Here is a 22,813-nt window from a genome sequence, read left to right as displayed (position 1 = left end):
GGTTTCTTTTTGGCATAAAAATAAGTGCTGTGATACCATGTATGGATGTAATATAATTTGTACTGATATTTATTTAAAGTGAGTGATGAGAATGGGAATGCCGACCGTAGCTATTGTTGGAAGACCAAACGTCGGAAAGTCAACGATCTTCAACCGGATCGTGGGCGAAAGGATTTCAATTGTTGAAGACGAGCCTGGTGTAACGAGGGATAGGATATATGGAACCGGCGAGTGGCTGACAACATATTTTCATGTAATTGATACCGGTGGCATTGATATAGGTGATGCCCCTTTTCTGGAAGAAGTCCGCCAGCAGGCAGAGATTGCCATAGAAGAGGCTGATGTTATTATTTTTATTGTCAATTCCCGTGAAGGGGTTACGTCGGCTGACGAGGAAGTGGCAAAGATTTTATTCAGATCCAAAAAGCCGGTAGTTTTAGCTGTCAATAAAGTGGATAATCCGGAAATGAGATCGCAAATTTATGATTTTTACTCCCTTGGTTTTGGCGAACCTTTCCCTATATCGGGGTCCCACGGTTTGGGACTGGGAGATTTGCTGGATGAAGTGATAAAACATTTTCCGGCTGATCACGGAGATCCGTATGATGAAGATGTCATTAAATTTAGTTTGATCGGAAGACCCAATGTCGGAAAATCTTCTCTCGTGAACGCTCTTCTTGGTGAAGAAAGAGTCATTGTGAGCCCGATTGCCGGCACAACGCGTGATGCGGTCGATACCCCATACATTGTGGACGGCCAGGAATATGTCATCATTGATACGGCAGGCATGCGCAAAAGAGGAAAAGTATATGAAAGTACGGAAAAGTACAGTGTATTAAGAGCGTTAAAAGCCATAGAGCGTTCTGATGTCGTCCTCGTCGTGCTGGATGGGGAAGAAGGAATCCGCGAGCAAGACAAACGGATTGCCGGCTATGCCCATGAGGCTGGACGTGCGATCATTATCGTCGTCAATAAATGGGACGCCGTTGAAAAAGATGAGAAAACGATGCGGAATTTTGAAGAGAAAATCAGAGACCAGTTTCAATTTCTTGATTATGCTCCCATCGTTTTTCTTTCCGCCAAAACAAAGAAAAGAATCGGAACATTGCTTCCGGCGATTCAAATGGCTAGTGAAAATCACGCCAGGCGTGTCCAATCCAGCGTGTTAAATGAAGTCATTTTGGATGCGGCCGCAATGAACCCGGCGCCGGCAGATAAGGGAAAACGCTTGAAAGTTTACTATGCCACTCAAGTTTCTGTCAAGCCGCCAACCTTTGTTGTCTTTGTAAATGAACCAGAATTAATGCACTTTTCTTATGAAAGGTTTCTGCGAAACACGATACGGCAGGCATTCGAATTTGAAGGAACGCCGTTAAAAATTATCGCTCGAAAAAGGAAATAAAGTCAAAGCAGGTGAGTCTAGTGGACAATGATAAAGAAACCGTCGCGGTAATCGGAGCCGGGAGCTGGGGAACGGCCTTGGCACTCGTATTGGCTGACAACGAACACCGTGTACAATTATGGCTTAGAAATAAAGAACAGCAAAAGGAGATCAATGAGCAGCGGACCAATTCGAAATATTTGCCGGGGGTAAAACTGCCGGAAAATATTCAGGCATATGTTTCTTTGGAAGATGCCCTGGAAGGGGCCGAGACTGTCATTATCGCTGTTCCATCCGAGGCGATCAGAGAAATTGCCAAGGATATTGCCGCCATTATTGCCAAACCGCTGACATTTGTTCATGTAAGCAAAGGAATTGAGCCGGATACGCATAAAAGAATATCGGAGATGATCGAAGATGAGATTCCGTCTCGTTTGCTGAAAGACTTGGTCGTTCTATCAGGACCGAGCCATGCGGAAGATGTAGGTGAGCGGCATCCAACAACAGTGACGGTTTCCTCAAAAAATATGAAGGCCGCCCAAAAAATTCAAGATTTGTTTATGAACAAACATTTTCGGGTGTATACGAACCCTGACCTCATTGGAGTGGAAATTGGAGGAGCTCTGAAAAATATTATTGCGCTGGCGGCCGGTATTTCCGACGGCCTTGGATATGGAGATAATGCCAAAGCGGCACTCATTACGAGAGGACTTGCCGAAATATCCCGGCTGGGAACGAAAATGGGTGCGAATCCATTAACATTTTCCGGGTTGACCGGCATCGGTGATCTAATTGTCACATGTACCAGTGTCCATTCCCGCAATTGGAAAGCGGGGAATCTTCTCGGCAAAGGCCATAAATTGGATGAGGTGTTGGAAAATATGGGGATGGTTGTCGAAGGTGTACGGACAACCAAAGCTGCGTATCAGCTTGCACAAAAATATAAAACGAATATGCCAATTACGGAAGCGTTATACAATGTATTGTTTAATGCTGTCAATCCGAAGGATGCAGTTGACCAATTGATGGGAAGATTGAAGAAACACGAAATGGAAGATCTTGTGGGCATTCTGAGTGAGCAGATGGAACAAAGATAGCGGCCATAGGCATACGAGGATGCGTTCTTTTTCATGCAACATATGCTGTAATGAGATTCGCAGAAACCGTGGGCATGGGGTTTTTTAGTTCCAACACTTGATGAAGCAAAAAATCCATCTTTTTGCTTCATTTTTTTGTGAATTTTATTTTACCGGCATTTGCCGGGGTGTTATAATGATTTCGAGTTAAAGCCAAGTTTTTTATTTCTATACAATTTGGAGGGGACCTTCCGTGTCAGTATCAATGCAAAAAATGTGGATATCGATTATTGCCATGGTGCTTATGGCACTGGCGATGCTTACGATATATATTAGCAGATTCAAGCTTAATAAAGGGCTTTTAAAGGTTGTGACGGCCCTCGCTGCGTGGGCATGCATGATTATCGGGGGGCTGCTGATGCTGTTTGTCGTCTTGACAGGCCCGACCTATTAAGAAATGGAATAAGTATCAGGCATTTTAAGGAGTGTACATATACATGAAAAGGTGGTTGTTGCGATCACTGCCCATAATAGCCATTGTGCTCGTGTTACCCGGATGTTTTTTTCCTCAGGAACGAAAAGTGGAGAATCAGGTCCCTTATGAAGAGCAGATTGCATCAGTACAGCGGGCGGTGGATAAATACCAGGAAGCAAATGAAGGACTGCTTCCTATCAAGGAAAAAGAGATGGGCACACCCATTTATCAAAAATATCCGATAGACTTTAAAAAGCTGATACCGCAATTTTTAGAAGCCCCTCCAGGAAACGCTTATGAAAATGGGGGAGTATATCAATATGTTTTGATTGATGTAGAAACAAATCCGACGGTGAAAGTATTTGATTTGCACATCGCAGAAAAAATAAGAGAGTTAAAGATCAGGATGCAAGCGTATCGCTATCCGCCGTTTAAAGAAACTCTAGCAGATAATGTCTTTACGCTCGATTATAAAAAACTGGGATACGAAGAGGAGCAATATGCTACATCTCCCTATACGAACAACAATCTGCCGTTTGTCATTAATGGGGAAGGCGAGATTTTTGTAGACTATATTTCGGACCTCTATAATGCTTTGCAGGAGGAAAAAACAACATTCAAACAAGGAGAAGATATTAGGCCGATATTATATAAAAATTCGCCCATCGTGCCTGCCTTTTCCGTTCCGTATACAATAGATGAGAATAATGAGCCAATATATATGGCGAAATAGGCATAATCCTTCTTCCGCAAAATATAATGTGGAAGAAGGATTTATATTTTATCAAGTACATTTAAATCGGACAACATCACGCACCTTCTAGGTCTTACTTCGATAAAACGGGATCATGTTGTCCCTTGAATTCTAGGATAGGAGGGAAACTCTTGGAAAAGGTCGATATTTTTAAAGATATTGCAGAAAGAACGGGCGGGGATATTTATTTGGGCATTGTAGGGGCCGTCCGAACAGGGAAATCTACTTTTATCAAAAAATTTATGGAACTGGCCGTTTTGCCGAATATTAAAAATGAGGCCGACAGGGCTCGTGCTCAAGACGAATTGCCACAAAGCGCAGCCGGCAGGACGATCATGACAACCGAACCGAAATTTGTTCCAAATCAGGCAGTTTCCGTACATGTTGATGATGGACTGGAAGTAAATGTAAGGCTGGTAGATTGTGTAGGATATACGGTTCCTGGGGCAAAAGGATATGAAGATGAAAATGGTCCGAGGATGATTCATACCCCATGGTATGAAGAACCGATTTCTTTCCATGAAGCGGCCGAGATTGGTACGAGGAAAGTGATTCAAGAGCATTCTGTATTGGGGATTGTCGTAACGACAGATGGTTCTATCGGAGAAATTCCGCGGCAAGACTATGTAGATGCGGAAGAGCGTGTCATTGAGGAATTAAAAGAAGTCGGTAAACCTTTTATCATGGTTGTCAATTCAGCAAGGCCGCATCACCCGGAAACAGAAATGCTCCGTGGCCAGCTGCAAGAGAAGTATGATATTCCAGTGTTAAGCATGTCAGTGGAAAATATGCGAGAAGACGATGTGTTAAATGTATTAAGAGAAGCACTCTATGAGTTTCCGGTGCTTGAAGTCAATGTCAACCTTCCAAGCTGGGTAATGGTGTTAAAAGATCATCATTGGCTCAGGGCAGATTACCAGGAGGCCGTCAAAGAAACAGTGAAGGACATTAAACGGCTGCGTGATGTAGACCGGGTAGTACAGCATTTTAACGATTACGAATTTATCGAGGATGCCGGGCTTGCCGGAGTCGATATGGGCCAGGGTGTCGCGGAAATAGATTTATTTGCTCCAGATGCTCTTTATGATGAAGTTCTTACGGAAATTGTCGGAACTGAAATTCGAGGAAAAGATCATTTGCTGGAGCTGATGCAAGATTTTTCAGAAGCAAAGAGGGAGTATGACCAAATCTCCGATGCGCTCGTCATGGTAAAGCAAACAGGATACGGGATTGCTGCTCCATCATTACAGGACATGAGCTTGGATGAGCCAGAAATTATCAGGCAAGGCGCCCGGTTTGGTGTCCGGCTGAAGGCTGTGGCCCCTTCTATCCATATGATAAAAGTGGACGTAGAATCCGAATTTGCCCCAATCATAGGAACAGAAAAACAGAGTGAGGAACTTGTGCGTTATTTAATGCAAGACTTTGAAGATGACCCGCTTTCCATTTGGAATTCCGATATTTTTGGAAGAAGCTTAAGTTCCCTCGTTAGAGAAGGCATTCAGGCAAAGCTTGCGATGATGCCGGAAAATGCCCGTTACAAGCTGAAAGAGACATTGGAAAGGATCATCAACGAGGGTTCCGGAGGCTTGATTGCGATCATTTTATAGGACAAAAGGCGCTGAATATACAAAAATTCAGCGCCTTTTCCATTATTTATTGCATTTCTTCTTGCTATCACAATTTTTATATGATAATCTGTTAAGCAGAAAAGCTCGTTGAACCTTGATTCAAAAGCTTTTTCAACGATTTCTGGCATGAAAATGTTTAGAAATCCAAAAATTTGATAACACATGTAATAAGGCTTGTGAAAGGTTATAATGTGCCGATAGAGGAGGTGAACAGAATGAACAAAACAGAACTAATCAATGCGGTGGCAGAATCAGCTGAACTTTCCAAAAAAGACGCTACAAAAGCGGTAGAAGCTGTCTTTCAATCCATTCAAGATGCATTGTCCAATGGAAATAAAGTTTCCCTAATTGGATTTGGCAACTTTGAAGTGCGCGAGCGTGCAGCTCGTAAAGGACGCAATCCTCAAACTGGAGAAGAGATTGATATCGCAGCAAGCAAAGTACCTGCATTTAAACCGGGGAAAGCGCTTAAAGATGCGGTAAAATAATTACATACCTCATTGAGTGTATGAGAGGAACTGCCCGAGGCAGTTCCTTTTTATTTATATATTTGTATGGTAATATTGGACTGTTAGTGAAAGTATGGCAGGAGGATATCAAATGGCGAAAATGAATAAACCTAAAATCGAAGAAGCAGTCCGGATGATTTTGGAAGCAATTGGAGAAGATCCGGACCGGGAAGGACTCGTTGATACGCCAAAGCGTGTTGCCAACATGTATGAAGAAGTATTTGCGGGCATTCATATCGAACCAGAACAATATTTTGAAACGATTTTCGGGGAAGACCATGAAGAACTCGTATTGGTGAAAGATATTCCATTTTACTCGCTGTGTGAACACCATTTGGTTCCGTTCTTTGGGAAAGCCCATATTGCATATATTCCGAGAAACGGGAGAGTTACCGGTTTAAGTAAACTCGCGAGAGCTGTTGAAGCTGTTGCGCGGCGGCCACAGCTTCAAGAAAGGATCACGTCTACAGTAGCGGACGCCATTATGAATAGATTACAGCCTCACGGTGTTATGGTGGTATTAGAGGCGGAACATATGTGTATGACGATGAGAGGGGTTAAAAAGCCTGGATCTAAAACCATTACATCCGCGGTAAGGGGAATCTTTTTAAAAGATATCCAGTCACGCAATGAAGTTCTCTCTTTAATCAAGTCGTAGAATAGAGGGTGTTACTATGAAAAGCCAATTGGGGCAAGGTGACTTTATCGTCATTAAAGCCATGGAGAATGGAGTCAATGTGATGGGGTTGACGCGTGGAACGGATACGAGGTTTCATCATGCGGAAAAGTTGGATAAGGGTGAAGTTCTGGTAGCCCAGTTTACAGATCATACATCAGCCATCAAAATAAGAGGGAATGCAAAAATCATCACAGCGGTCGGTGAAGTCGAAAGTGAAAGAAACGAATGATCATGTTATAATAGTGAAATTGAACCGGGAAGTAATGATGTGTAAAAGAAATGGGGAAAACGGATATGGGTCTTTGTGTAAATGAACAGAAAATTGATTTAATAAAAGCCATTGTTGAAAGGAAATTGCACCATCACTTTCTTTCAAAACAAATCGAATTTCCGGTTATTGACGAAGACCGTATCCTGATGCTGGCGATGGCGGTAAATGAGACGGAGCTGCCAGATACGCAGGCTGACCAATATGTGACATCTGCCATGCTTGTTCAAGTTGCCTTGGATACGCATGAAAAGGTGACGAATCCTTTATCATCCATGAAAGAGAGGCAATTAACGGTGTTGGCGGGCGACTATTTTAGCGGTCTTTACTACCGCCTTCTGGCTGATCACGAAAATCTTGACTTAATCCGAACACTTGCAAAGGCGGTTAAGTTCATCAACGAGTACAAAGTTTCTCTGTATCAATTTGAATTGGATGATATTGACACCTTCATGCTGTATTTAAAAAGAGTAGAGACAACGATTATTGAACAATTTTGCAACCATTTTAATTTTGTCCATTACCATTCATTATTTACGGAGCTGCTATTCTTTAAGAGGCTTGTATCAGAATGGGAGAAGTATAAGAACGGCCACTTTTCGATATTATTTGAAGGCCTTAAAAGATATACCGCCCAGGACAGAATGGAAAATGGACAGAACTTGGAAAGCATTTGTCAAATGTACATAGAAAAAAGCAAGACTGTCTTGCTGGAAGCAATGAGAGGGGTGGGCACACTGCCGTCCATCCTGCAAACACGTATTGTGGATCTGGTAAATGGCCATCATTTTGCAACATAATTTTGGAAGAAGGTTACCAAATGCAATCTAAAGAACAGCGTGTACATAACGTATTTGAATCAATTTATAAAAACTACGATAAAATGAATTCTATCATCAGTTTTCAGCAGCATACAAAATGGCGCCGAGAAACGATGAAAAAAATGGACGTGCAAAAAGGCGAAACGGCGCTGGATGTTTGCTGCGGCACCGGAGACTGGACGGTCTCACTAGCGGAGAAAGTCGGACATGAAGGACAGGTGTTCGGGCTTGACTTCAGTAAAAATATGTTAAAAATTGCCGAAGAAAAGAAAGCACAAAGAAATATGGAGCAAATGACACTCATTCACGGAAATGCAATGGAACTTCCTTTTGAAGATAATCGTTTTGATTATGTCACGATAGGATTTGGCCTTCGTAATGTTCCTGATTATATGCAAACATTGAAAGAGATGTATCGGGTGACAAAACCCGGCGGAATGGCCGTTTGCCTGGAAACTTCCCAGCCGACTCTGCCTGTCTACCGCCAACTCTTCTATGCCTATTTTCGGTATATTATGCCCGTTTTCGGGAAGTTATTTGCGAAAAGCTATGAGGAATATTCATGGCTGCAGGAATCTGCGCGTGACTTTCCTGGAAAGGAAGAGCTGGCCCAAATGTTTTGGCGGGCGGGCTTTACGAACGTCATCTACAAATCTTTTAGTGGAGGGGCTGCAGCGGCCCACATTGGATGGAAAGAGAAAAAATAGCTGGGTGGAAATGACATGAAACTAAAAAGGCTTTATTCAACCTTTAAATACGATCTGGATTTAATTGAAAAAGAACTGGAAAACGCCGTTTGTTCCAATTCAACATTACTGCAAAACGCCTCCCTCCAATTGTTGAAAGCTGGCGGTAAGAGAATACGGCCAGTCTTTGTATTGCTCTCCGCTCAATTTGGCGAATATAAAATCGACACGATCAAAAATGTGGCGCTTGCCCTCGAATTAATTCACATGGCGTCTCTTGTTCATGACGATGTCATTGACGAAGCCGATACAAGAAGAGGCAGGCCGACCATCAACTATACTTGGGATGACCGGATGGCCATGTATACAGGCGACTTTATTTTTGCGCGTTCTCTGGAATACATGACCAATATTTCCAACCCGATTGCCCATAAAAAACTGGCAAAGGCAATAGTCGAAGTTTGCATTGGGGAAATGGTGCAAATCCAGGATAAATTTCGTTTTGACCAAACAATAAGAGATTATTTACGGCGGATCAAAAGAAAAACAGCTTTGCTAATCGCGGTGAGCTGCGAACTAGGGGCTATTGCAGGGAAAACGGATGAGCGTATATACCGGCGCCTATACAAGTTTGGATATTATATCGGAATGTCCTTCCAAATTACAGATGACATATTGGATTTTACCGCGACAGAAAAAGAACTCGGTAAACCCGCCGGAGAGGACTTGCGGCAAGGAAACATCACCCTCCCGGCTTTATATGCCATGCAAATTCCCGAGCTGAAAGCTGAAATTATAAAGGTAAATGAAGATACGAATAAAGAGGAAATGCAAAAAATCATTCACCTCATCAAGCACTCCGGAGCGATTGAAAAGTCCCACCTGCTCAGCAGGCGCTATCTTGACAAGGCGCTTCACATTTTGCAAGAGTTGCCGGCCAACCGAGCAAAAAGACCTCTTCAAGAGATTGCCAACTATATTGGAAAAAGAAGGCATTGATGAGCCAAACAAAATTTGCCAGCTTGTATAAAAAGTGTTATCATTCTTTTTGAGTTTTTGTTTGTTATTTGTACTTGATCTTATGGCAGGAGTGAATGCAAATGGAAAAAACATTTTTAATGGTTAAGCCTGATGGTGTGCAAAGAGAATTGATCGGCGAAATTGTCTCCCGTTTTGAAAAAAAAGGGTTTCAGCTCATCGGAGCAAAGCTTATGCAAATTTCCAACGAACTTGCGGAAGAGCATTACGGAGAGCATAAGGAACGTCCTTTTTTTGGGGAGTTAGTTGACTTTATTACTTCCGGTCCTGTATTTGCCATGGTGTGGCAAGGAGAAAACGTGATCGCCACGGCAAGACAAATGATGGGGGCTACCAACCCTAAAGATGCAGCCCCAGGCACAATCCGCGGTGATTTCGGTGTTACGGTCGGCAAAAATGTTATTCATGGATCCGACTCCCCTGAAAGTGCCAAAAGGGAAATTGGCCTCTTTTTCAAGAAAGAAGAGCTGATTGAATACTCCAAGTTAATCAATAACTGGGTGTATTAAAACGAATGAAAACCGCCTGCGTCGAGCAGGTGTTTTTTCATTTTCATAACGAGGTGATTTGATTGAAAATGATCGTTCGCACTGCATCTAAAAGTTACCCTGTATTCATCGGTCCGGCTTCTTTGGACGAGCTGGGAGACCTCGTCGTTCAAAACAATTATACAAAACTGCTCGTCATTACCGACGAGATTGTAGGCTCCCTCCACTTGGATACTTTAAAAGCGAACATGCCGCAGGAGATTCCATCGGTTGTTTACACCGTTCCCGCCGGAGAAAAAGCGAAACAATTGACGGTTTTTGAAGCATGCATTACGCATGCGCTCGAACATGGCTTAGATCGGAAATCTTGCATCATTGCCTTTGGCGGAGGGGCTGTCGGCGATTTGGCCGGCTTTGTCGCAGCGGCATATATGCGGGGAATTTCCTTTATTCAGGTTCCGACAACGATTCTTGCCCATGATAGTGCCGTAGGTGGAAAGACCGCCATTAACCATCGGCTTGGCAAAAACATGATAGGCGCATTCCATCAGCCTGATGCAGTGCTGTATAATACATATTTTTTAAAGACGCTCCCGATAAAAGAAAAAAGATCGGGCTTTGCCGAAGCGGTGAAGCATGCATTTATTTCCGATCCCGCTTTTTTACAATATTTGATGACCGAAATTACTGATCTAGCTACTATTGCCGATGACAAGCTGGCATATATTTTGCGGCGGGGAATCGAAATTAAAGCTGGAGTAGTTTCTGTCGATGAAAGAGAAAGCGGGCTGCGAGCCATACTAAACTTTGGCCATACACTGGGACATGTTATTGAAACATCCAAAGGTTACGGTATTTTTGCCCATGGCGAAGCGGTGATGGTTGGAATGATTTACGCGCTCCATTTAAGTGAACAAGTCACTGGCTTGAGATTTTCAATCGGAGATTTTGTCCAATGGGCGAAACAGTTGGGATATCAGACGACCATACCGGATGATCTTGAGTTTCAGCAAGTATATCAAACGATGTTGCGGGATAAAAAGACACTGAGTGATCAGCCGCGCTTCGTATTGTTGGAGGAAATTGGCAAGCCGGTAATCGTTGACATGGACCAAAAGATATTGGAAAATACGTTCTCTAAACTAAAAAAATAAGCTTCATTTTTTAAAAATGAAAAGAGGATTTTCACAAGTTGATGGAGAAACAATAATATAATCTTCTTGATCAAACCATAGATGGTTTTTGGAAGGGTTTTGCTTATGACAGATGCCGAGTTAATGATACAATATATACAAACGCAAAATGTTGACAAAGCCATGCAATCTTTTTCAAGAGTGAAAAAATACAGTTCCGATGAGGAAAAGTACTCACTTGCCGGCCAGTTGGCTCAGTATGGATTTTTGGAAGAGGCGATTGAGCTTTATGAATCTCTTCTGAATCAATACCCTGATCTCAGTGACATTAGGTTGTCCATGTCTGAACTGCTCATTGAAATGGGCCAGGAGGAAAAGGCACTGCTTCTTCTGGAAAAAATCCCTGATACGGATGAGCTGTATGGGGCGGCACTTCTCCTTGAAGCAGATTTATACCAAATGCAAGGCTTGTATGAGGTAAGTGAACAGAAACTTCTTACAGCAAAACAGAAATTTCCTGATGAACCGATCATAATGTACGCATTGGGAGAGCTGTATATGTCACAGGGCCGCTTTCTTGATGCCGGCGTATGCTACAAGCAATTATTAAGCACAGGGGAGCACACTGTTGCAGGACAGAACATGGATGCAAAGCTTGCTGAAGCGTTAAGTTCGGGCGGCGCCTTTGAAGATGCCATCCATTATTATGAGAAGGCTCTGGAAGAACATCAGGAATTAAACGTGCTTTTTGGCTACGGCTTGACATGCTACCAAGCAGGAAACGACCAAAAAGCAATAAAGGCATTCAATGAACTGAAACAGCTTGATCCCGACTACACTTCACTTTATTTATATTTGGCCAAATCCTATGAGCGGGTCCGCGAATTGGAGAAGGCCATACAGATTGGCAAAGAGGGGTTGGCTGTCGATGAATTTAATCCCGATTTGTATGCATACACTGGAACATTGTTATTAAAAGCCGGCCGGAGTGACGAAGCGGAAAGCTTTTTGCGAGAGGCGCTTTCGCTTGACCCGGAACTTTCGGAGGCAGCCAAACGGCTGACAAGGCTTCTTATGAAACAGGAAAGATATCATGAAGTGCTGGAAATGACAGCCATGTTTAAAGACAATCAGGATGCTGAAATGCGCTGGGATGCAGCGTACAGCCATCAGCAACTGGAACAGTATTCTGATGCATTAAACGAGTACAAGCAGGCATATAATGATCTTAAACACAACCCGGAGTTTTTAAAACATTTTGCATACTTTTTGATTGAGGATGGAAAAGCGGAAGAAGCGGTGGATATCTTTCATTCATTGGCTGAAATGGAGCCTGAGAATGAGGAATGGCACGAATGGATTGACCGTCTGCAAGATTAAGATCAGCCTTTGGGGCTATATCTTCACAGAGGAGGGAATAGAAATGGCCACCCCTGTATCTGTCAACGAAAAAAAAGATTTTATTCGCTGGTTTTTAAATCGTTATCAACTCAAAAGGAGAGAATCTGTCTGGATTCTGAATTATTTGATGAGCCACGATCAGTTGATGGAGAAAGTTCATTTTGTTGAAGAAGCCCAGTTCTGTCCCAGAGGATTAATCATGTCCACTCATTGCACAAGAGAAGTTCCTTTCCGGTTTTATAAGGATAATATTATGACAACCGATGCGGAAAAATCTTTTCATGATATTCGATTGAATCGGGATGAAGATATTTATATTCAGATCAACTTCCGTGGTTCACACTTGTCTCATCAATATGCCGCGGTATTGGAGGAGAATCCATTCGTTAAAAAGACGGTTCTGATCAGTGAAAAAGATAAAGCCATCGCGGAACAATTTTTGAAAGAAAGTCTGCTGAAATTTCAAGAGGACAAATTGTTAACGGCCATTGATGAGGCGCTTGATCGCCGCGATAAGGATCTTTTTGAAAAGCTGTCGCTGCAGTTAAAAGAACTGAGAGAGCAAAAATAAAGTCTGGGACACAACTAAATCAGCTGATGAAAAAACGAACCATAAAGTGAAACTTCATTCAGTAGGGCCTCCTACTGAATGTTGGTTGAACGAATCGGGCATTTAGGTGCCGTTTTCTCCCACTCGGACCTTTTGTATTCACTCAAGATTTTGAAGTGGGAGTTTTACGGCACCTTACATGCGTGCCGGGATAAATGGATCCCATTGTATCATACGCAAACTTTTAGCGTTGTCAAAATAGGTAGACTCCTGCGGGAATAGCTCGAGCCGAAGATCCCGCAGGAAAGCGGCCTTTGCTTTCCGAGGAAGCGGAAGAGACCTGCGGAAAGCGAAATATGTTGACGTAGCGATGATAGGGATTTTTTTAACACAAATAAACCGAACAATTATAAATGAATTGTTCGGTTTTTGCTATTTCGTATTTGCTTATGTTCCAGCCTTGTTTTTTTTGTCTTAGTCGCATTCTTTTGGTAGAATGGTAACCAGTGTCTTGGAGCATACTTAAAGAAAGGAGAGTGAAACATGGAGTGGAAGGCAAAGGATATTGAAGTTTACTTGAAGGAAAAAAGTTACATTGATACTGTAATTGTTCCGCTCATACCGATCAGCTTTGGCTCCCACATGAAACAAATTGCCGAAAAGGGAGAATTCACCCATTTGTTGTCACAGCACCTTGAAAGACAATTTAAGGGAAGAGCGCTTGCATTGCCGCCTTTTACATACTTAAGCGAGATGGCGGACAATGAAAAAGTTTCTTCGATTCAAAAGTGGGTCGAGCACATGAAAGAACATGAAGTGAAGTATGTCTTTTTACTGACATCGGACGAAAGTTGGCGCAGTATGGCTGAACAGCTTTCCGCTTCTCTGCTGTTTGCCGCATCTGTTCCCTTGGAACATTTGGATGAGCAGTATAAACACTCTATCATGGAAACTCAGGTCAAGCAGCTGATGAATGAAATCGTTCAAGGGTGGCAGGGAATCGCCACATAGTTGACATTGTTTCCGATTGTATATTATTGATTTTCATGGTTTATTGATATATTATTATGATGTCCTAGTTTGTAAATGTGCGCAATAAATTGTCCGATGGACTAACCTTACTGACAGAGGGGGGATAAGGATGAGCAAAAATCCAGTAACAAGACGCCAATTTCTAAGTTATACGCTAACTGGAGTGGGCGGCTTTATGGCGGCTGGAATGCTGTTGCCGATGGTTCGGTTTGCAGTGGATCCTGTGTTAAAGGCAGAAGCTGCTGGTGATTTTAAAATGACCGATAAAAAGATGGCCGATATTACAGAAGAACCTGTCCGTGTTGACTTTAAGTATGAGCAAAAGGATGGGTGGTACACCTCCGAGGTAACGCAAACAGCTTGGGTGTATAAAAATGACAAAGGAGAGGTTGTAGCACTTTCTCCCATTTGTAAACATTTAGGCTGTACCGTTAACTGGGCAGGTAGTGAAAAGCACCCAGATATGTTTTTCTGTCCATGCCATAACGGCCTTTACACGAAAGACGGGAACAATGTTCCGGGAACTCCGCCCAGAGGACCGTTGGATGCTTATCCAGTCAAGGAAAAAGACGGCTTTTTAATGTTGGGTAATCCAGAAGAAAATCCGTTCGTTAAAAAGAAGTAAAGGGGGCGTAATCATTGCTGAACAAAATGTACGACTGGATTGACGAGCGAATGGATATTACGCCGATTTGGAGAGACATTGCAGATCATGAAGTGCCCGAACATGTCAATCCGGCACACCATTTTTCTGCGTTTGTTTACTGTTTTGGCGGGTTAACGTTTTTCGTTACCGTTATCCAAATTTTATCGGGAATGTTTTTAACGATGTATTATGTACCCGATATCAAAAACGCCTGGGAATCCGTTTATTACCTTCAAAATGAAGTGGCTTTCGGACAGATCGTCCGTGGCATGCATCACTGGGGAGCCAGTGTCGTTATTGTTATGATGTTTTTACATACGTTGCGTGTGTTTTTCCAAGGAGCATATAAGAAGCCTCGTGAGCTTAACTGGATTGTAGGAGTCCTTATCTTTTTTGTCATGCTGGCCCTTGGACTTACAGGTTACTTGCTCCCATGGGATATGAAGGCATTATTCGCAACGAAAGTTACATTGGATATTGTCGAATCGATTCCGTTTATCGGAGTTGCTATGAAAACTTTAATAGCAGGAGACCCGACGATTGTCGGTGCGCAAACGTTGACACGCTTTTTTGCCATACACGTATTTTTCCTTCCTGCTGCATTGTTGGCTTTAATGGGTGCTCACTTTATCTTGATTAGAAGACAAGGAATTTCTGGTCCACTATAAAAAAATAACCCATTAACCATTATTGAATAGTAACGGATTAAAGGAGGGGACAAAATGAAACGAGGAAAAGGGATGAAGTTTGTCGGCGATTCACGTATTCCTGCTGAACGGATGCCGAACGTTCCCAAAGACTATTCCGAATATCCGGGAAAAACGGAAGCATTCTGGCCGGACTTTCTGTTGAGAGAATGGCTTGTTGGCGCTGTGTTCCTCATCGGATTCTTATGTTTGACGGCAGTTCATCCGGCACCGCTGGAACGTATTGCCGATCCGACGGATACCGGTTATATTCCACTGCCTGACTGGTACTTCTTGTTTCTTTATCAATTAATCAAATATCGTTTCGCTTCCGGGCCGTATAACGTCATTGGCGTCTTGATTATCCCGGGTCTTGCCTTTGGTGCTTTAATGCTTGCGCCATTTCTAGATCGGGGGCCTGAACGACGTCCGATAAAGCGTCCATTGGCAACGGCCTTTATGCTGCTTGGATTTGCTTCCGTTTTTTACCTTACTTGGGAAGCAGTTGCGAATCACGATTGGGCAGCGGCCAAGGAACAAGGGAAAATTACCGAAGAAGCCGATGTTGAGATAGACACAGAGGCAGAAGGTTATAAAATATATGCGGCTCAAAGCTGTATTAATTGCCACGGTGAAAACCTTGAAGGCGGACCTGCGGCGCCACCATTGGTCAATCTTGATTTAAGTCCAGACGAACTTAAAGATATTGCGGTAAATGGTGTTGGGACAATGCCCGCGGATCAATATAATGGCTCTGAAGAAGATTTAGACAAGCTTGCAGAATTTATTGCCAGCTTGAAAAGTGAATAATATACTCTGAAAGCCGGCAAATTTGCCGGCTTTTTATGTAAAGGGAAGGCGGTGTGCCCCGTGAAGCTGTTGTTAACGATCTTGATGGATAGACGTATATTATGGATGTTATTGATCGTCAATGCCATCGGTACAATGTATGGCTATTACTGGTATAAAAGCCAGTTGGAAATCACACCTTTGATCTTTATTCCATTCGTTCCGGATAGTCCGACAGCCAGCCTTTTTTTTGTTTTCGTGCTGATGGCTTTTATTCAAAATAAAAACTCCCCCATCTTTGAAGCGTTTGCCTGCGTAACGCTTGTAAAGTATGGAATTTGGGCTGTTGTCATGAATATCCTGACACTGAATGTCACGGGTGTACTGCCCTGGCAGGGATATATGCTGATCGCTTCTCACGGGGCAATGGCCCTGCAGGCAGTATTATATGCACCTTTTTATCAATTGAAGATCAAACATGTTTTGGCGGCAGCAGTATGGACTTTCCACAATGACGTCATAGATTATGTATTTATGCAATATCCCAAATATCCCGGACTCGAGCTGTATGTACGTGAGATTGGCTATTTTACATTTTGGCTGAGTATTATATCGGTGGGAATTGCTTATTATGCAGCGCGCAGAAATCGTGACACAATACATATTCAATAATCATTAGGCAAATATTAAAAAAGGTCTATTCTTGTCCACTTTCTCATACATTTTTACAAGTAGTATGAGGAGGGGCACTTATGAAATTGTTATCCGGGATCCTTCTGAGCCTGACTCTCTTTCTAAATGGCGGCTTAGCCAATTCAAAACCTGATCCTGTCATTGAGGAGCTCGATCAACTGGCTGACGAGGCCTTGCAGCTAACAAAATTTTCGCGGTTCGACGAAGCAAAGGTCCTTTTGGAACGTTATGCCGTGCAGTTCTCTAAGCAAGGCATGAAAGAACAAACGTTTACTATGGACGAGTTAAGAGTGCTTACTGCCGCTCATCATGAGGCGCTCAGGGCAGTTACAAGCGTTGACATGGATAAAGAAGAAAGGATTCGGATGGTGACAGCCTTCCGATTGGCCAATGACGCTGTCCAATCCAATCATCAACCCATGTGGCTTGAAATGGAAGGCTCTATCATGGACAGCTTTCGCCAAGTGAAAAATGCTGCGCTGGACGGCGACCAGGAATCTTACAATCGTCATTTAAACGACTTTCTTTCCATATATAGCGTAATCCAGCCAAGTTTAAAAATTGATCTTCCCGCTGAAAAGCTTCAGAAAATTGATTCAAGAATTGCTTTCTTTGACAATTACCGCTCACAATTTACTGAACAAAATTGGACATCCCAACTAGAGGATTTTGAAGCCGATTTAAAGCGTCTCTTTGCCGAAGTGGATGAGGATGAGGCGGATCCTTCATTATGGTGGGTCATATCCATGACCGGAAGCGTGATTATTTTGACACTTTCCTATGTCAGTTGGCGCAAGTATAAAGGTGAGAAAAAAGAGAGGAAGCGAAAAGATCCAAATAATTGACCAACAGCAAGTTATCCCATAAAATAATAGTAAAGCTACTTGTATTGGAGGGTAAAAATGGGCGGATATTTAATGTATTTTTTGTTGATCATAATCATACCCATATGGGCACAATTTAGGGTCCAAAGTACGTATAAAAAATTTGCAAAAATTCCAACAACCGCCGGCATTACAGGAGCAGAAGTGGCCAGAAAAATATTGGATGCCAACGGTTTATATAATGTCCAAGTTAAGGAAACCCCTGGCGTTTTAAGTGACCACTACAATCCGATCACCAAATCGGTGCATTTGTCATCAGACAACTTTCATCGTCCATCGGTTGCCGGTGCCGCTGTGGCAGCCCATGAAGTCGGACACGCCATTCAAGACCAGCAGGGATACGCGCCTTTGCGCTTTAGACACGCATTGGTACCGGTTGCAAACATCAGCTCCAACATTGCCTGGATATTTATTATCATTGGCTTGCTTTCCACCGCGTTTTCCAACATGCTGTTAATCGGCATTGTTTTGATGGCGGCGGGAGTTTTATTCCAACTCGTTACACTGCCGGTTGAATTCAATGCTTCTTCCAGAGCCATGGACCAGATCGTCTCGCTTGGCCTGATCAGCAACTCGGAAGAACGCGACGCGAGAAAAGTCTTGAATGCGGCAGCGATGACATATGTTGCGGCAGCCGCTGTCGCCGTATTGGAATTGCTCAGATTGATCCTTATTTTTACAAATCGTGAATAGGTAAATATGTCCGGCGCTCTTTTGCACCGGGCTTTTTTTATGATTGATTCAACTGGAGGAAGGGCTAAACATCAAGCTGATGCAAGCTAAGTGAGAGAAGGGAGGAAACATAATGTCAGGTGCCTATTGGCTTACTCCCAGCTCTCCGGTTAGCTCCACTCAAAGCTGCATATGAAGTTCTTGAACTGCTTGCGCGCTGACAAGCCGCCTCCTGGAAACGTCTACGTCTCATTCCTGGCGGGCGGCTTAAGGTTCTTCATTTCAGCTCGTGCTGTTAACATATCAAGAAAGCCTACCTTATAGATCAAGCGGTCTTTTATTTTCATCAAGTGTAAATCCTTCGCCCATCACATCGTGAACGACGATGACAGACACAAACGCCTGCGGGTCGATTGTTGAAATAATCCGTTTTAAATGGACAATTTCATTTCGGCCAACCACACAATAGAGCACATCTTTTTCCTCTTTTGTAAAAGATCCCCGTCCTCTTAATACAGTTACGCCCCGGCCCATATCTTTCATGATGGCGTCAGCTACTTCGCCGTGGTGTTTCTCAGAAATGATCATGGCGCCCCTCGCTGCATAAGCCCCTTCCTGCATGAAATCAATGACACGCGCTCCGACAAATACGGCAACGAGCGTATACATTGCTTCCCGATGATCCAAGTAAGTGATTAAAGATAAAAGGATGACGCATGCATCAAAAATGAACATTGTCCTGCCCATGCTTATCCCTTTATATTTGAATAAGAGACGGGCGATAATATCAACGCCTCCCGTTGTTCCCCCAAAGCGAAAAATCATTCCCAGGCCAATGCCGGCAAACACCCCGGCAAATAACGCAGCGAGAAAAAGATCGCCATCCAGCGGAATGGAAATCTCAAATCTCTGAAAAATGAACAAAAATATCGATACGGCAACCGTCCCTATAAGGGTATAAAGAAAAGGTTTTTTGCCAAGCAATTTCCAGCCAATGAAAAATAAGGGCACATTCAATAGTAAATTTGTGAGGGAAGGATCAATGTGAAATAGAAAATAAAGAAGAAGGGTAATTCCCGTAAATCCTCCTTCAGCCAAATGGTTTTGCATGTTAAAATGAACAAGTCCGAATGCAAAAATGCCCGCACCCAATAAGATATATAGGATATTCTTTACTTTTAATTGAAAAGGCACAATTCCTTCTCTCCCTGCACATTTTTTTCACCGAGTATTTCACATTATATCCAATAACTCCATTTAGCGGCAACTTTTACCCCACATGTAAGGTGCCATATACACCACTTCAAGACCTGATTTGATACAAAAGGTCAAAGTGTGAGAAAACGGCACTTAAATGCCCGATTGGTTCAACTAACATTCAGTAGGAGATGGAACTCCTACTGAATGAAGTTTCACTTTACTGAAGCATTTTCATTTGTATAAAAAAAAAGAATTAGCTAACATATGGTAAGAAGGTGAAGAAATAATGAATCAAGGTGAGAAATGATGAGTCATAGAAAAACGTTACAGGAAATGCAGCATGAAGTGGATCACTATATCGGCCAGTTTAAAGAAGGGTATTTCAGTCCCTTGGCCATGACAGCCAGATTAACCGAAGAGTTGGGGGAACTGGCAAGGGAAGTTAATCATTATTATGGTGAAAAAAAGAAAAAAGCCGATGAAACGGAAAAAACAGTAGAGGAAGAACTTGGCGATTTGTTATTTGTCGTGATTTGCTTGGCCAATTCCTTGGACATCGATTTACAAGATGCCCACGACCGAGTCATGCACAAGTTCAAAACGAGAGACAAAGACAGATGGACTAAAAAAAATGAAGGTGAACAAAATGATGAATGAGATTAACATTATTGTAGCCGGCCCGCGGGGAAGAATGGGCAGGGAAGCAGTAAACCTTGTAAAAGAAACACCGCATTTTCGGCTTACAGCCGTCGTTGACCGCATCAATAACGGGAAGCTGTTATCGGATATGGAAGGATTTTCGGGACTGGATGTTCCGATTTACACTGATATACATGAGTGCTTCCGGGAGGTGGAAGCGGATGTATTGATTGATTTAACAACCCCCGATCTAGGTTTCTTACATACAAAATCAGCTTTGGAAAACGGAGTGCGCCCGGTTGTCGGCACGACCGGTTTTACGCCGGAACAACTTGAAGAGTTAAAAGAGCTTGCTGAACGTAAAAGTCTGGGTTGCATCATTGCTCCGAATTTTGCGGTCGGCGCCGTATTAATGATGAAATTCGCCCAAACGGCGGCAAAGTATTTTGAAGACGTTGAAATTATTGAAATGCATCATGATCAAAAATTGGATGCTCCATCAGGGACCGCTGTCAAAACGGCAGAAATGATCGGCGTCAACAGGGAACCAAAGGCACAGGGACACGAAAATGAAAAGGAAACCATTTCAGGTGCGAGAGGCGCCGAAGTTGACGGTATGAGAATACATAGTGTAAGACTTCCGGGATTAGTCGCCCATCAGCAGGTGATCTTCGGTTCTAACGGACAAACCTTAACAATCAGGCATGATTCGTATAACCGGGCATCTTTTATGTCCGGAGTGAAAGTCTCGGTGGAGACCGTACTTCAATTAACCACCCTTGTCTACGGTTTGGAATCTATCATAGACTAAAAAGGGGGATTTCTGTTGAAACTGGAGCAAATAGATATTCTTGCTTTTGGGGCTCATGCCGATGATGTAGAAATCGGCATGGCCGGCTCCATCTATAAATGGGCATCTGAAGGCAAAAAAATTGTCATTTGTGATTTAACTGAGGCCGAACTCTCATCCAATGGAACTGTCGAGAAGAGACACGCTGAAGCAAAGGAAGCGGCCCAAAGGCTGCATGTGCATGAGCGGATTAATCTGCATTTTCCCGACCGCGGCTTATTCATGAAAGAAGAATACATAAAGAGGATCGCGGGGGTCATTCGCCGTTACAAGCCGATTGTCGTTTTTGCTCCTTTTTGGGAAGATCGGCACCCAGACCATGGCAATTGCGCGGCTCTTGTGAAGGAAGCCTTTTTTTCGGCCGGCATTCAAAAGTATGAAGCGGATGGCCAAAGTGTACATAAAGCAAGACAGTTACTATATTACTTTATCAACAGCCAGCCGCGTCCTGATGTTGCCGTGGATATTTCTTTGTTTATCGAAGAAAAGCTGTTCGCGCTTCGTGCCTATGAGTCGCAGTTTATGAAAGGGCCTAACGGCGTGGAGACAGTGCTTACAAACGGTTATCTAGAACGAATTGAGGCAAGGGAAAGGCTTTATGGTCTTGAAACAGGGGTTGCTTTTGCAGAAGGGTTTAAAACGGATCGCCCTTTGCTTGTAAATAACAACATATTTGGGGAAGGCTTGTAGCTTATGAAACTGAAAATTGGTGTTACTTGTTACCCGACAGTAGGCGGATCGGGTGTCGTTGCGACCGAGCTTGGGAAACTTCTTGCCGAAAGAGGGCATAAAATTCATTTTATATCTTCCAATATTCCGTTCCGGTTGAATAGATGGGACCCGAATATTTTCTTTCATCAGGTTGCTGTAAATCAATATTCGCTTTTTCAATATCCGCCGTATGACATCGCCCTAGCCAGTAAAATGGCGGAGGTAATCAAACGGGAAGAACTGGATATACTGCATGTGCACTATGCGATCCCGCACGCAGTTTGCGCCATTTTGGCCAAACAAATGTCGGGGCAGGATATAAAAATTGTAACGACGCTTCATGGAACAGATATATCCGTTTTGGGCTATGATTCGACCTTGGCGGATGCCATCCGTTTCGGCATTGAAAAATCAGACAGGGTAACAGCTGTCTCATATGCCCTTGCTGAACAAACACGAACGATTGTATCACCTGATAAGGAAATTGATGTCATTCACAATTTTATCGATGACAGGGTATATAAAAGGGTACAAGTAAATGGATTGAGAGAAACGTACGACATCTCTCCTGAGGAAAAAGTGATCATCCACGTTTCCAATTTCAGGAAGGTAAAGAGGGTACAGGACGTTGTGAAAACTTTTTCAAACATCGCCTCCCGCTTGCCCGCAAAACTGCTGCTCGTCGGTGATGGACCGGAAATGACGAAGATATGTGAACTCGTAAAAAACTTGTCTTTGGATGGAAAAGTGTTGTTTCTTGGTCGGCAAGATCATCTCGAAGAGCTATATTCGATGAGTGATTTGATGTTGCTATTATCCGAAAAAGAAAGCTTCGGGCTGGTGGCATTGGAGGCAATGGCGTGCGGCGTGCCTTGCATTGGAACAAGAGTCGGGGGGATCCCCGAAATTATTGAAGATGGATACAACGGCTTTCTCTGTGAACTAGGAAACACCGATGAAGCAGCCGAAAAAGCACTGATTTTACTTGAAGATAAGGAGAAGCATGAAATATTTTCGGCGAATGCCGAACACACTCCGCAGGAGCGATTCCAGGCTGATGCTATCGTATCATCATATGAAGCGTTGTATACATCTCTCCTTAACTTATGAGAAAGAAGGAT

At 43.1% G+C, this 22,813-nt stretch carries 27 protein-coding genes; 26 read left to right on the top strand and 1 reads right to left on the bottom strand.

The window, feature by feature from the left end:
* Window positions 1-91: 91 nt before the first annotated feature.
* From der to JOC94_RS02785, 22 genes are all read left to right on the top strand, one after another.
* A complete protein-coding gene (der, locus tag JOC94_RS02890) occupies window positions 92-1,402 on the top strand; it encodes a ribosome biogenesis GTPase Der (RefSeq protein WP_077113305.1) in 1,311 nt (436 codons plus the stop codon).
* Between the two features lie 20 nt (window positions 1,403-1,422).
* Window positions 1,423-2,478, top strand: coding sequence for an NAD(P)H-dependent glycerol-3-phosphate dehydrogenase (locus JOC94_RS02885; RefSeq protein WP_077113306.1), 1,056 nt, complete (start codon window positions 1,423-1,425; stop codon window positions 2,476-2,478).
* Window positions 2,479-2,710: 232 nt separating this feature from the next.
* Window positions 2,711-2,911 (top strand): DUF2768 domain-containing protein, encoded by a 201-nt coding sequence (locus JOC94_RS02880; RefSeq protein WP_077113307.1) that lies wholly within the window; start codon window positions 2,711-2,713, stop codon window positions 2,909-2,911.
* A 43-nt stretch (window positions 2,912-2,954) separates the two neighbouring features.
* Window positions 2,955-3,665 (top strand): hypothetical protein, encoded by a 711-nt coding sequence (locus JOC94_RS02875; RefSeq protein ID WP_077113308.1) that lies wholly within the window; start codon window positions 2,955-2,957, stop codon window positions 3,663-3,665.
* 152 nt (window positions 3,666-3,817) lie between these two features.
* A complete protein-coding gene (gene spoIVA, locus JOC94_RS02870; protein ID WP_077113309.1) occupies window positions 3,818-5,296 on the top strand; it encodes a stage IV sporulation protein A in 1,479 nt (492 codons plus the stop codon).
* 236 nt (window positions 5,297-5,532) lie between these two features.
* On the top strand, window positions 5,533-5,805 hold the full coding sequence (locus tag JOC94_RS02865) for an HU family DNA-binding protein (protein ID WP_077113310.1): 273 nt from the start codon (window positions 5,533-5,535) through the stop codon (window positions 5,803-5,805).
* A 112-nt stretch (window positions 5,806-5,917) separates the two neighbouring features.
* Complete coding sequence (folE, locus tag JOC94_RS02860; protein ID WP_077113311.1) at window positions 5,918-6,484, top strand: GTP cyclohydrolase I FolE; 567 nt, start codon at window positions 5,918-5,920, stop codon at window positions 6,482-6,484.
* Window positions 6,485-6,500: 16 nt separating this feature from the next.
* Window positions 6,501-6,734: a trp RNA-binding attenuation protein MtrB gene (gene mtrB / locus JOC94_RS02855; RefSeq protein ID WP_077113312.1), complete on the top strand. Its 234-nt coding sequence runs from the start codon at window positions 6,501-6,503 to the stop codon at window positions 6,732-6,734.
* Between the two features lie 65 nt (window positions 6,735-6,799).
* Window positions 6,800-7,573, top strand: a complete 774-nt coding sequence (locus JOC94_RS02850) for a heptaprenyl diphosphate synthase component 1 (RefSeq protein ID WP_077113313.1) — start codon at window positions 6,800-6,802, stop codon at window positions 7,571-7,573.
* A gap of 20 nt (window positions 7,574-7,593) precedes the next feature.
* Window positions 7,594-8,301 (top strand): demethylmenaquinone methyltransferase, encoded by a 708-nt coding sequence (gene menG / locus JOC94_RS02845; protein WP_077113314.1) that lies wholly within the window; start codon window positions 7,594-7,596, stop codon window positions 8,299-8,301.
* A gap of 15 nt (window positions 8,302-8,316) precedes the next feature.
* Window positions 8,317-9,279, top strand: a complete 963-nt coding sequence (gene hepT / locus JOC94_RS02840) for a heptaprenyl diphosphate synthase component II (RefSeq protein WP_077113315.1) — start codon at window positions 8,317-8,319, stop codon at window positions 9,277-9,279.
* A 101-nt stretch (window positions 9,280-9,380) separates the two neighbouring features.
* Window positions 9,381-9,827 carry a nucleoside-diphosphate kinase gene (gene ndk / locus JOC94_RS02835; RefSeq protein ID WP_077113316.1) on the top strand — a complete coding sequence of 149 codons (447 nt, stop codon included), beginning with the start codon at window positions 9,381-9,383 and terminating at the stop codon, window positions 9,825-9,827.
* A 68-nt stretch (window positions 9,828-9,895) separates the two neighbouring features.
* On the top strand, window positions 9,896-10,960 hold the full coding sequence (gene aroB / locus JOC94_RS02830) for a 3-dehydroquinate synthase (RefSeq protein ID WP_077113317.1): 1,065 nt from the start codon (window positions 9,896-9,898) through the stop codon (window positions 10,958-10,960).
* A 105-nt stretch (window positions 10,961-11,065) separates the two neighbouring features.
* Entirely contained in the window at window positions 11,066-12,319 is a 1,254-nt protein-coding gene (locus tag JOC94_RS02825; RefSeq protein ID WP_077113514.1) for a tetratricopeptide repeat protein, read from the top strand.
* 43 nt (window positions 12,320-12,362) lie between these two features.
* Entirely contained in the window at window positions 12,363-12,911 is a 549-nt protein-coding gene (locus tag JOC94_RS02820; protein ID WP_077113318.1) for a ReoY family proteolytic degradation factor, read from the top strand.
* A gap of 522 nt (window positions 12,912-13,433) precedes the next feature.
* Window positions 13,434-13,901 carry a YpiF family protein gene (locus tag JOC94_RS02815; RefSeq protein WP_077113319.1) on the top strand — a complete coding sequence of 156 codons (468 nt, stop codon included), beginning with the start codon at window positions 13,434-13,436 and terminating at the stop codon, window positions 13,899-13,901.
* Between the two features lie 130 nt (window positions 13,902-14,031).
* Entirely contained in the window at window positions 14,032-14,547 is a 516-nt protein-coding gene (locus JOC94_RS02810; RefSeq protein WP_077113320.1) for a QcrA and Rieske domain-containing protein, read from the top strand.
* Between the two features lie 14 nt (window positions 14,548-14,561).
* Complete coding sequence (qcrB, locus tag JOC94_RS02805) at window positions 14,562-15,236, top strand: menaquinol-cytochrome c reductase cytochrome b subunit (protein WP_077113321.1); 675 nt, start codon at window positions 14,562-14,564, stop codon at window positions 15,234-15,236.
* Window positions 15,237-15,290: 54 nt separating this feature from the next.
* The gene (locus JOC94_RS02800; protein ID WP_077113322.1) at window positions 15,291-16,064 is read left to right on the top strand and encodes a menaquinol-cytochrome c reductase cytochrome b/c subunit; all 774 of its coding nucleotides are present in this window, start codon (window positions 15,291-15,293) and stop codon (window positions 16,062-16,064) included.
* Between the two features lie 60 nt (window positions 16,065-16,124).
* Window positions 16,125-16,715, top strand: a complete 591-nt coding sequence (gene lhaT / locus JOC94_RS02795; protein ID WP_077113323.1) for a lipoprotein heptaprenylglyceryl N-acetyltransferase LhaT — start codon at window positions 16,125-16,127, stop codon at window positions 16,713-16,715.
* Between the two features lie 80 nt (window positions 16,716-16,795).
* Entirely contained in the window at window positions 16,796-17,581 is a 786-nt protein-coding gene (gene ypjB / locus JOC94_RS02790; protein ID WP_077113324.1) for a sporulation protein YpjB, read from the top strand.
* Window positions 17,582-17,638: 57 nt separating this feature from the next.
* A complete protein-coding gene (locus tag JOC94_RS02785) occupies window positions 17,639-18,313 on the top strand; it encodes a zinc metallopeptidase (protein WP_077113325.1) in 675 nt (224 codons plus the stop codon).
* A 297-nt stretch (window positions 18,314-18,610) separates the two neighbouring features.
* Here the strand turns inward: JOC94_RS02785 and JOC94_RS02780 are convergent, their stop codons facing one another.
* Window positions 18,611-19,486: a YitT family protein gene (locus JOC94_RS02780; RefSeq protein ID WP_077113326.1), complete on the bottom strand. Its 876-nt coding sequence runs from the start codon at window positions 19,484-19,486 to the stop codon at window positions 18,611-18,613.
* Window positions 19,487-19,798: 312 nt separating this feature from the next.
* Between JOC94_RS02780 and JOC94_RS02775 the strand changes: the two genes are divergently transcribed.
* Genes JOC94_RS02775 through bshA form a run of 4 tightly spaced genes read left to right on the top strand, consistent with a single transcriptional unit; the run spans window position 19,799 to window position 22,802 of the window.
* The gene (locus tag JOC94_RS02775) at window positions 19,799-20,149 is read left to right on the top strand and encodes a nucleotide pyrophosphohydrolase (protein WP_077113327.1); all 351 of its coding nucleotides are present in this window, start codon (window positions 19,799-19,801) and stop codon (window positions 20,147-20,149) included.
* Entirely contained in the window at window positions 20,142-20,942 is an 801-nt protein-coding gene (dapB, locus tag JOC94_RS02770; RefSeq protein WP_077113328.1) for a 4-hydroxy-tetrahydrodipicolinate reductase, read from the top strand. The genes JOC94_RS02775 and dapB overlap by 8 nt, the downstream gene beginning before the upstream one ends.
* Before the next feature lie 15 nt (window positions 20,943-20,957).
* A complete protein-coding gene (gene bshB1 / locus JOC94_RS02765; RefSeq protein ID WP_077113329.1) occupies window positions 20,958-21,671 on the top strand; it encodes a bacillithiol biosynthesis deacetylase BshB1 in 714 nt (237 codons plus the stop codon).
* A 3-nt stretch (window positions 21,672-21,674) separates the two neighbouring features.
* Entirely contained in the window at window positions 21,675-22,802 is a 1,128-nt protein-coding gene (gene bshA / locus JOC94_RS02760) for an N-acetyl-alpha-D-glucosaminyl L-malate synthase BshA (RefSeq protein WP_077113330.1), read from the top strand.
* Window positions 22,803-22,813: the final 11 nt, after the last annotated feature.

Source organism: Siminovitchia thermophila (genome assembly GCF_016909185.1).
Lineage (GTDB): Bacteria > Bacillota > Bacilli > Bacillales > Bacillaceae_C > Siminovitchia > Siminovitchia thermophila.
Note: the sequence above shows the minus strand (reverse complement) of the source record. Positions and strands in the feature narration are given on the sequence as shown.

Bases quoted from the DNA above. Each gene is read 5' to 3' on its own strand.
- der (WP_077113305.1), top strand. From the start codon at position 92: ATGGGAATGCCGACCGTAGCTATTGTTGGAAGACCAAACGTCGGAAAG.
- JOC94_RS02875 (WP_077113308.1), top strand. From the start codon at position 2,955: ATGAAAAGGTGGTTGTTGCGATCACTGCCCATAATAGCCATTGTGCTC.
- JOC94_RS02865 (WP_077113310.1), top strand. From the start codon at position 5,533: ATGAACAAAACAGAACTAATCAATGCGGTGGCAGAATCAGCTGAACTT.
- folE (WP_077113311.1), top strand. From the start codon at position 5,918: ATGGCGAAAATGAATAAACCTAAAATCGAAGAAGCAGTCCGGATGATT.
- mtrB (WP_077113312.1), top strand. From the start codon at position 6,501: ATGAAAAGCCAATTGGGGCAAGGTGACTTTATCGTCATTAAAGCCATG.
- JOC94_RS02850 (WP_077113313.1), top strand. From the start codon at position 6,800: ATGGGTCTTTGTGTAAATGAACAGAAAATTGATTTAATAAAAGCCATT.
- menG (WP_077113314.1), top strand. From the start codon at position 7,594: ATGCAATCTAAAGAACAGCGTGTACATAACGTATTTGAATCAATTTAT.
- hepT (WP_077113315.1), top strand. From the start codon at position 8,317: ATGAAACTAAAAAGGCTTTATTCAACCTTTAAATACGATCTGGATTTA.
- ndk (WP_077113316.1), top strand. From the start codon at position 9,381: ATGGAAAAAACATTTTTAATGGTTAAGCCTGATGGTGTGCAAAGAGAA.
- aroB (WP_077113317.1), top strand. From the start codon at position 9,896: ATGATCGTTCGCACTGCATCTAAAAGTTACCCTGTATTCATCGGTCCG.
- JOC94_RS02825 (WP_077113514.1), top strand. From the start codon at position 11,066: ATGACAGATGCCGAGTTAATGATACAATATATACAAACGCAAAATGTT.
- JOC94_RS02820 (WP_077113318.1), top strand. From the start codon at position 12,363: ATGGCCACCCCTGTATCTGTCAACGAAAAAAAAGATTTTATTCGCTGG.
- JOC94_RS02815 (WP_077113319.1), top strand. From the start codon at position 13,434: ATGGAGTGGAAGGCAAAGGATATTGAAGTTTACTTGAAGGAAAAAAGT.
- JOC94_RS02810 (WP_077113320.1), top strand. From the start codon at position 14,032: ATGAGCAAAAATCCAGTAACAAGACGCCAATTTCTAAGTTATACGCTA.
- JOC94_RS02800 (WP_077113322.1), top strand. From the start codon at position 15,291: ATGAAACGAGGAAAAGGGATGAAGTTTGTCGGCGATTCACGTATTCCT.
- ypjB (WP_077113324.1), top strand. From the start codon at position 16,796: ATGAAATTGTTATCCGGGATCCTTCTGAGCCTGACTCTCTTTCTAAAT.
- JOC94_RS02785 (WP_077113325.1), top strand. From the start codon at position 17,639: ATGGGCGGATATTTAATGTATTTTTTGTTGATCATAATCATACCCATA.
- JOC94_RS02775 (WP_077113327.1), top strand. From the start codon at position 19,799: ATGAGTCATAGAAAAACGTTACAGGAAATGCAGCATGAAGTGGATCAC.
- dapB (WP_077113328.1), top strand. From the start codon at position 20,142: ATGAATGAGATTAACATTATTGTAGCCGGCCCGCGGGGAAGAATGGGC.
- bshA (WP_077113330.1), top strand. From the start codon at position 21,675: ATGAAACTGAAAATTGGTGTTACTTGTTACCCGACAGTAGGCGGATCG.